Below are 8,774 nucleotides of genomic sequence, written 5' to 3' on the forward strand. Positions count from 1 at the left end.
GTAGTGCGCTGGCCGAAGCTCGACCAGTCGTCGATGACGGTCAGGCCGGGTGCGCCGCGGTCGGCGATCGCATACCAGGCGCGGCCCTCGTCATCGAGCGCCACGATCGGCACCAGATGGGCGAGCAGCGCGCCGGACGAATAGAATTTCCGGCCGTTGACGACCACATGATCGCCGGCATCGGTGAAGCGGGTCTCAAAATCGGCGGCGCGCTTGGAGCCGAACTCGGAAAAGGCGTTGCCGAACCGGGTGCCCTTCAGCGCTTCGGCGAACAGCAGCTTCTGCTGGTCCGCGTCGGAGACGGTGCGGATGGCAGCGACGACGCCGAGATGGTTCTGCGCAACCTGGCCGATCGAGGAATCCGCCGCCGAGATGATCTCGATCACCTTCGCCAGCGTCGCATAGGACACCTCCGGCCCACCGAATGCCTTGGGTACATTGATCGACCACAGGCCGCTTTGCGAAAAGGCATCGAGTTCGGCGACCGGCCAGATCCGTTCACGGTCGCGCCGGGAGGAGTTCTTAACGAATTCGGCGGCGAGCGCATGGGCAACCGCAATCGCCTCGGCGTCGTCCTTGATGATGTGCGCCGGGGCGGTCGGCCTTGCGACTGGCGGCACGGCGGCGGAAGCCTTGTCGGTCTTGACGGTCGAAACGGTCATTTCACTGCTCCTTGGGATTTCGATTCAGGCAACGGCGTGGAGATGGGCGGGCTTGGTGGCGGGTGACGCCTGTTGCCCGGGGTTCGATTGACCGAGATAGAAGGCCCTGATGTCCTCGCGCTGGCGAAGCTCGGGGGCCGCGCCGGCGAGAACGGAAACGCCGTTCTCCAGCACCGTGGCATGGTCGGCATATCGCAGCGCCACTGCGGAGTTCTGCTCGGCGACCAGGATGGATAGGCCAGTCTCGCGGTTGAGTTTTTTCAAGCTCTGGAAGATGTCCTGGACGATGATTGGCGCGAGCCCCATCGACGGTTCGTCCAGGACGAGCAGCCGCGGCCGCGACATCAGCGCCCTGCCGATGGCGGTCATCTGCTGTTCGCCGCCGGAGGTCAGGCCGGACAATGTCCGGCGTTTTTCCCGAAGCCTCGGGAAATAGCCGTAGATCCGTTCGAGATCCCCGTTGATCTCGGCGCGGCTGCCGCTGCGGCCGATGCCGCCGGCGATCAGATTCTCCTCGACGGTGAGGCTTTTGAAGCAGTGGCGGCCTTCCAGCACCTGAACCAGCCCGGCGCGCACCAGATCACCCGGTTTGCGGCGCGAGACATCCGAGCCGTCATAGCGGATGGTGCCGGCATTGACCTGGCCGCGTTCGGCCGGCAGCAGGTTGGAGACGGCCTTCAGCGTCGTGGTCTTGCCAGCGCCATTGGCACCGAGCAATGCCAGTATCTGGCCGCGCCTGAGCTCGAAACTGACGCCATGCAGCGCCGTGATGGCGTGGTTGTAGGTGGCATGGACCGTGTCCACAGCAAGAATGACGTCATCGTTCGGCATAGGCTGTTCTTTCGCGGTTCGAAAACCGAACAGGTCGGGCGCCACGGAAACTTGGTCCGCGACGCCCGGCACTGACTGATCAGTTGGTGGTCACAGCATTGGCATCGTCGGCGGTGCGCAGCTTGATGCCCTTCTCGGCGGCGTAGGCCTCGGCGGACTTCTCGATGATTGGCCGCAGCAGCGCCCAGTCCGGCGCGATCCAGTCGGAGACGACGTTCCACTTCTTGCCGTCCCACTGCTGGAAGGTCACGTAGCCTTCGCCTTCATGGTTGTCCCAGCTGACATTGATCGAGTGGAACAGGTCCTTGGCGCCGAGCGCCTCGACCTTGGCCGGATCAAGCTTGAGATGCTCGAAGCCCCAGCGGACCTCGTCGCCGGTCAGCGTGCGGTGGCCGAACTTCTCCTGCGCGATCCGGATCGCCTCGACATTGAGGATGCCGTTGACGATGCCGAGATTGTGGTAGACCGAGCCGATGCGCGCCTTGTCTTCAAGGTTACCCTTGCCGGCGCCGTAGACCGTCTTCACGATCTCCTGAACCACCGGGTAGGAGTTGCCGGAAGCCTGCGTGGTGATGGCGGTGTAACCCTTGGCGGCGTCGCCGGCAGGGATGACATCCTCTTCAGAATTCGACCAGACATTGCCGACGATGTGATCGACGGGATAGCCGACCTTGACCGCCGTCTTCAGCGCCACCGGGTTCATCACACCCCAGCCGCGCAGGACGACGAAATCCGGCTTGGCGCGGCGGATGGTCAGCCACTGCGACTGCTGCTCGTTGCCGGGATGCGGCACCTCGATCTGCTGCACGGTGAAGCCGTATTTCTGCGCCAGCAGCTCATAGATCGGGATGGTCTCCTTGCCGTAGGGCGAGCCGTGATAGAGCACGACGATCTTCTTGCCCTTCAGCTTGTCGATGCCGCCTTCCTTGGAGGCGATGTAGTTCACGATGCCTGATGTCTCGCTGTAGGGATTGAGCAGCAGCGGGAAGACGTAGGGGAAGACACGCCCGTCGGTGGAATCGGTGCGGCCGTGGTTGACGGTGATCAGCGGCACCTTGTCGGCGGTGATGCGGTCAATCATGGCATAGGCGATGCCGACCGAGAGCGGGTTCCAGGCAGCGGCGCCGGCATGGCTCTTCTGCCGCTCATAGCATTCGACGCCGCGCTCGACCTCGTACTGGGTCTCGCATTCGTCCCAGGTCAGCTTGACGCCGTTGACGCCGCCGTCACGGATGTTGGTGAGGTTGAGATAGTCGATGAAGCCGCCGAAGAAGCCGGTGCCGCCGGCCGCGTAAGGCCCGACGCGATAGCTCTGCAGCGGAAAATATTGTTCGTCGGCGTGCGCGGCGGGCAAGGCCACCGACACGATCATCGCCGCGGACAACGCCGCCGCCTTGATTGTGCTGAGGAAAGTCATGGTCGAGGTACTCCCGGTATGGGCCGTCTTGTTCGGCCCCTTGTTCATTTTCGGATGCGTCAGCTCAGGTCGACTGCCAGGCGAACAGGAGCCGTCTTCGGACCCTGTCCCACAGCGCCACCAGCCCGTCGGGTTCAAGGATCAGAAACAGGATGATGAGCGCGCCCAGAACGATGCGCTGGCTCATGTCGAGCACGCCCGAATCGAAGAGATCGCCGAACAGGAAGCCGCCGAGGCGCGACAGAGCGAGCGGGAAAACCACGATGAGGGCGGCGCCGAAAAACGCGCCGCGGATCGAAGCCAGCCCGCCGATGATGATGATGAACAGGATCTGGAACGACCGATCGAGATCGAAGCCGTCCGGCTCGACGGTCCTCAGATAGGCGAAGGCCCAGATGACGCCTGCGACGCCGATGATGAAGGACGAGATGGCGAAGGCCAGCAGCTTGGTCCTCAGCACCGGAATGCCGATGATGCGGGCGGCGGTTTCATTGTCGCGGATGGCGATGAAGTTGCGACCGGTCTGCGACGAGACCAGCCTGTAGGCAAGGAAGGTCAGCACAGTGACGATTGTCAGCGCGAAGAGATAGCGACCGATGGCGCCGTCGAGCGCGAAACCTGAAATCGACAGTCTCGGCGCGTCGATGACGCCTGACGCCGAGTTGTTGGAGAACCAGCTGAACTTGGTCAGCGCCCATTGCACGAAGAACTGCGCGGCAAGCGTCGATACTGCGAGATAAAAACCCCTCAGCCGCAGGCTGGGCAGGCCGAAAACGATGCCGATCGCGGCGGCGACGATGCCGGCCAGGAAGATGCTGCCGATCAGCGGCAGGCCCTCGACGCGCAGGTTGAAATTATAGGCGGCGAAGGCGCCCGCCGCCATGAAGGCGGCACTGCCCAGCGAGACCTGGCCGGCATAGCCGGTGAGAATGTTCAAGCCCACGCCGGCGAGGCTGAGCGCCAGGAACGGCAGCAGGATGGCCTCTAACAGATAGCTTGAGCCGATCAGCGGCACGACACCATAGGCGAAGGCGAGCAGCAGGACCGGTACGACCCATTTCGGCAGCACCGGCGCGGCGACGAAATCGCTTGTTATCGCGGTCATCGTTCAGATCCTCTCAACGAGCTTCTGGCCGAACAGGCCGGAAGGGCGGATCAGCAGGAAGACGAGCGCGACGACATAGGCAAACCAGCTCTCGATGCCGCCGCCGAAATAATCGCCGATATAGACCTCGGCGAGCTTCTCACTGGCGCCGATCAGAAGCCCGCCGACGATGGCGCCGAGGATGGAATCGAAGCCGCCGAGCACCAGCACCGGCAGCGCCTTGAGCACCACCAGCGACAGCGAGAACTGCACGCCGAGGCGTGCGCCCCAGAGCAGTCCCGCCACCAGGGCGACAAGGCCGGCGGCAGCCCACACGGTGGCCCAGATCAAGGGCAGCCTGAGGCCGACCGCGAGGGCCGCGAACTGATCATCGGCAACGGCGCGGAAGGAGAGGCCGATGCGGGTGTAGCGGAAGAACAGCGACAGCAGGAGGACCATGCCGGCGGCAACCACCGCGGCAAAAATGTCGAACTGGCTGATCAGCACGCCGCCGATTTCCAGCGGCACGTCCTCGATGCCGAGATCGAGGCCATGGACCTGCGTGCCCCAGATCAGCTGGGCGGCGCCCTCGATGATGTAGGACAGGCCGAGCGTCGCCATGAACAGTGTGATCGGCGGCTTGTTGGTCAGTGGCCGCAGCACCGTGCGCTCGATGGCGACACCCATCGCAACCATGATGGCGAAGGTGACCGCCAGCGCCAGCGCGAACGGAATACCGCGCTCGACGAGGCTGACGAAGGTGAGTGCCGCAAACAGCAGCATCGCGCCTTGCGCGAAATTGAGCACGCCCGAGGTCTTGTAGATGAGCACGAAGCCGATCGCGACAAGCGAATACATGACGCCTGAGAGCAGGCCGCCGACGAGCACTTCGATGAAGAATTGGTAGTCGAAATCGGCGATCATATGCCTGCCCCGTCCTCATTGTCCGAGGCGACGCCGAGATAGGCATCGATGACGCGTTGGTCGTTCCTGACTTCATCGGGCGTGGCGTCGGCGATCTTGCGGCCGTAGTCGAGAACGGCGATGCGATCGGACAGACCCATGACGACGCCGACATCGTGCTCGATCAACACCGCGGTGGTGGCGAAACGATCGCGCGCGGCACGGACGAAAGACGCCATCTCGCTCTTTTCGCTCGCTGTCATGCCGGCCATCGGCTCGTCCAGCAAAAGCAGGCGCGGCTCGGCCACCAGCGCGCGGGCCAGTTCGACACGCTTCTGCAGGCCGTAAGGCAAGGTGCCGACAAGACGGTCGCGAATGGCGGTGAGATGGAGGAATTCAAGGATCTGTTCGGCACGGCTGCGTGAATCGCGCTGCTCGCCACGCGAGCGGCCGATGCCGAGCACCTGGCCGGCAAAGTTGGAGCGAACCTTGTAGGCGAGGCCAGAGGCGACATTGTCGAGGACGCTTAGGCCCTTGAACAGTGCGAGATTCTGGAAGGTTCTGGCGACGCCGAGATGGGCCAGCCGCTGCGTCGGGACCTGGGCATAGGAGGTACCGTCGAGCCGGACATGGCCGCGATCCGGCCGGTAGACGCCGCTGATGACGTTGATCAGCGAACTCTTGCCGGCGCCGTTCGGGCCGATGATGGCACGGATCTCGCCTTGGCGGACCGATAGGTCGATATCGGCCAGTGCCACGACGCCGCCAAAGGACAGGCTGATGCCCTGAAGCGAAAGCAATGCTGAGGCATCGCCGGCAACGGCCCCTGCCGGCTTGGCGACATCTTCGAACGACTGCTCCGGCCGTGGGCCTGACGGCAGGCCGCGCGCAAAGACCTCCGGTGCATAGGCGGAAGCCTCCATCACTCCGAGCGTATAACTGGGCAACGGCATTCCAATCGTCCTCGATTAGGCGCGCAAAATCCTGTTGCCGCCCGACGGATCAGCGCGCCGGGCAAGCTCCATGTGTGCAGGCCGGCGCGTGTCCGGCGTGCCTGTGGGGTGACTATTCCGCCGCCAGCGACGCCGCCGCCTCGGCGTCTTCCAGTTCGCGAACGAGCGGGATGACATGCTTGCCGAAATACTCGACCTCTTCCTGGAAGTGCAGGAAACCGAGCAGGATGAGATCCGCACCCGCGCGCTTCAGGTCGACGACGCGTTGAGCGACCTGCCTGGGGGTGCCGATCAGGTTCGAGCGGAAGCCGTCATTGTACTGGACCAGATCGTCGAAGGATGATTTCGCCCAATTGCCCTCACCTTCCGGCGAGGCCTTGCCGGCATTCTTGACCTCATGGCCAAAAGCATTGACCGCGTCGGGATTGGCCTCGGCGATGATTTCGGCGAGCACCGCCCTGGCCTCGTCCTCGGTCTCGCGAACGACCGCGAAGGCGTTGACGCCAACTTTGACGGAATGGTTATTGGCCTTCGCCTTGACTCTGATATCATCGACCTGCTTGGCGATCTCGGCCGGCGTGTTGCCGTTGGTGAAGTACCAGTCCGAGACGCGCGATGCCATGTCGCGCGCGGCGCGCGACGAGCCGCCCTGGAAGATTTCGGGTACTTGCGGCGGTTTCGGCTTCAGCGAATACTCATTGAAGCGGTAGAAATCGCCACGGAAGGTGAAGCTGTCTTCAGTCCATATTCCGCGCAGCGCACGGATGAATTCCTCCGAGCGGCGGTAGCGCTCGTCATGGTCGAGCCAATGCTCGCCGATGGCATGGAACTCGCCGCGGAACCAGCCGGAGACAAGGTTGATCGCGACGCGGCCGTTGGTCAGGTAGCTGATGGTGGCGATCTGCTTGGCCGCCAGCGCCGGGTTCCATGGTCCTGGCAGGATCGCCGCGATGACCTTGAGCGTCGTGGTCGCCGCCAGCAGATCATGGCTGAACGCCACCGATTCATGCTGTTCGTCGGCGCCGTAGCCGGCGGTGAAACGTATCTGGCTGAGCGCGTAATCGAAGCCGGCCTTCTCGGCGATCTGCGCCAGCTTGCGATTGTACTCGGCAGAATGGTTGGTGCGCTGCTCGATGTTGGAAATCACCAGGCCGCCCGAAACATTCGGCACCCAGTAGGCGAATTTGATCGGATCGGCTTCTGCATGTGCCATGAACTGTCTCCCATTCAGGCCGTGTCGTTGATCGCTCCGGTCGCGCCGGCTTGGATATTTATTATGTTTATAGAATTTATATACAAAGAAGGATTTTCCGTTTTTGGGGCGCTCTTGGGACGGAAATACCAATTTCGCTGCCGAACCCGGCCCGCAGGTGTCAGCCCACGCGTGGACGGTGCGCGGCATTGACGCCAATGGCCTGCGCTGACGGCAGCGTTACCAGCAGCCTGGCAATTTCAACCGCGACCGCCTGGGCATGGCGGGCGACTTCCGGCAGACCCATGAGCTCGCCGAAAGTCCCTCGTGCCAGGGGGCCGGCGACCAGGAGTGTCGCGACCGCCGCGCCGTCCCGGCCGATCGCGCGGCTGTCGAGACCTGTCTCGATGCCAAGCCCATATTGGTCCGTCCTGATCAAGCCGGCTTCCGCCAGCGAGCTTAGCGCCGGGTTCAGCTGCAGCGCCTGCCCATGGGCCGGACCGGTGGTGTTGATGACGGCAGCGAAGCGCATCGTCTCGATCCGGGTCTGCCCGCGCCGTTGAAAGCTGACAGCCAGGCTGCCGTCCTCGTCGTTCGACGCGACAAGCCTGGCGGCAATGGTGTCGACTGTACCGGCGGCATGACGCCGGTCGAGCACCGCGGCGACCTGCGGCGCGATCCTGAAACGATGCACGTCCCAGAACACGCGCAGCTGGCGCACCAGCCTTGCCCGCTCCGGCGGCGCAAGTGCAGCCCACAGCACCGGCCCCTGGAGGCGCAGCTGATCGAAGACCGACTGCCAGTTGACATTGGCGGCGCGCGCGGCCGCCAGCGTCGCGCGAATGGTCTTGAGCAGGCCGAGCGCCGTCGTGGCCGGCGCGGATGCAAAGTCGCCAAAAGGCTCGCCCCTGATATCCGGGTGGCCGCGCGAGCGCAGGCCGCGGCGCGACAGCGCGAGGATACGGCCGCGATGGCCACGGCGGTCAAGTTCGGCGACCATGTCGGCCGAGGTCAACCCGGAGCCGACGATCAGCACCGACGCCTCCGGCCCGATCCCTGAAAGCGCGGCGGAAGCGTACGGATCGGCGACGAAACCTGGCGCTTCCGTCAGCGAGGCCAGCGCGTTGGGAATTCCGGGCCGCGGATGCGTCGCTGCCAGGACGAGGATATCGGCGACGACCGGTCCGGCAGAGGTGTGCACGGTCCAGCCCGCGCCACTGGCATCGCGTGTCACGCGTGTGGCGGAACCTTCGACATGATGGACAAGGCCGGAACCGAGATACGGCGCCAGATGCTCGGCGACGTAGCGGCCGAACACGCGACGGCGCGGAAAAGCGTCGCCGTTCTTCCAGATGGCATCCGGGTCGTGTTCGAGTTCTCCGCTGCCAGCCAACCAGCGTGCAAAATGCTGCGGATCATCGGGAGCCATGCTCATCCTGGCTGCGGGGACATTGACCCGGTTCGACGGTTCCTCGCTGGAATAGGCCAGGCCGCCGCCGAGCGCTGGTCGCGGCTCGATGACGGAAATCGACAGGCACTCCGATTGAGGTGCCCGCGCCAGATGCCAGGCCACCGCCGCGCCGGAAAAGCCGCCGCCAAGGATGGCGACGCGCAACCGGCGGGCCGGAGGGAGCGCGTTCACGAGGCGCTGGCGAGCGATTTCGGCCGGTGGTCGCCGGCGATGGTCTCGCCGAACGGACCGGTGTTGACGGACGAGCCGGCGGCTTTGACC

General features: G+C 64.2%; 8 protein-coding genes. All 8 read right to left on the reverse strand.

Annotated elements, in window-relative coordinates; translation table 11 throughout:
* A partial coding sequence (locus EN914_RS14455) for an acyl-CoA dehydrogenase family protein (RefSeq protein ID WP_206527203.1) occupies nt 1-662 on the reverse strand: 662 nt, incomplete at its 3' end.
* A 24-nt stretch (nt 663-686) separates the two neighbouring features.
* Nucleotides 687-1,493, reverse strand: a complete 807-nt coding sequence (locus EN914_RS14460) for an ABC transporter ATP-binding protein (RefSeq protein WP_024501876.1) — start codon at nt 1,491-1,493, stop codon at nt 687-689.
* 79 nt (nt 1,494-1,572) lie between these two features.
* Nucleotides 1,573-2,910: an ABC transporter substrate-binding protein gene (locus EN914_RS14465; RefSeq protein WP_024501877.1), complete on the reverse strand. Its 1,338-nt coding sequence runs from the start codon at nt 2,908-2,910 to the stop codon at nt 1,573-1,575.
* Nucleotides 2,911-2,974: 64 nt separating this feature from the next.
* Nucleotides 2,975-4,015, reverse strand: a complete 1,041-nt coding sequence (locus tag EN914_RS14470; protein ID WP_024501878.1) for a branched-chain amino acid ABC transporter permease — start codon at nt 4,013-4,015, stop codon at nt 2,975-2,977.
* A 3-nt stretch (nt 4,016-4,018) separates the two neighbouring features.
* The gene (locus EN914_RS14475) at nt 4,019-4,918 is read right to left on the reverse strand and encodes a branched-chain amino acid ABC transporter permease (RefSeq protein ID WP_032898718.1); all 900 of its coding nucleotides are present in this window, start codon (nt 4,916-4,918) and stop codon (nt 4,019-4,021) included.
* A complete protein-coding gene (locus EN914_RS14480; RefSeq protein WP_024501880.1) occupies nt 4,915-5,850 on the reverse strand; it encodes an ABC transporter ATP-binding protein in 936 nt (311 codons plus the stop codon). Before EN914_RS14480 ends, EN914_RS14475 begins: the two co-directional genes overlap by 4 nt.
* A gap of 112 nt (nt 5,851-5,962) precedes the next feature.
* Nucleotides 5,963-7,063: a dimethylsulfone monooxygenase SfnG gene (gene sfnG / locus EN914_RS14485; RefSeq protein ID WP_013528160.1), complete on the reverse strand. Its 1,101-nt coding sequence runs from the start codon at nt 7,061-7,063 to the stop codon at nt 5,963-5,965.
* A 160-nt stretch (nt 7,064-7,223) separates the two neighbouring features.
* The gene (locus tag EN914_RS14490) at nt 7,224-8,684 is read right to left on the reverse strand and encodes an FAD/NAD(P)-binding protein (protein WP_024501881.1); all 1,461 of its coding nucleotides are present in this window, start codon (nt 8,682-8,684) and stop codon (nt 7,224-7,226) included.
* Nucleotides 8,685-8,774 lie beyond the last annotated feature (90 nt).

Source organism: Mesorhizobium sp. M7A.F.Ca.CA.001.08.2.1 (assembly GCF_003998455.1).
Lineage (GTDB): Bacteria > Pseudomonadota > Alphaproteobacteria > Rhizobiales > Rhizobiaceae > Mesorhizobium > Mesorhizobium ciceri.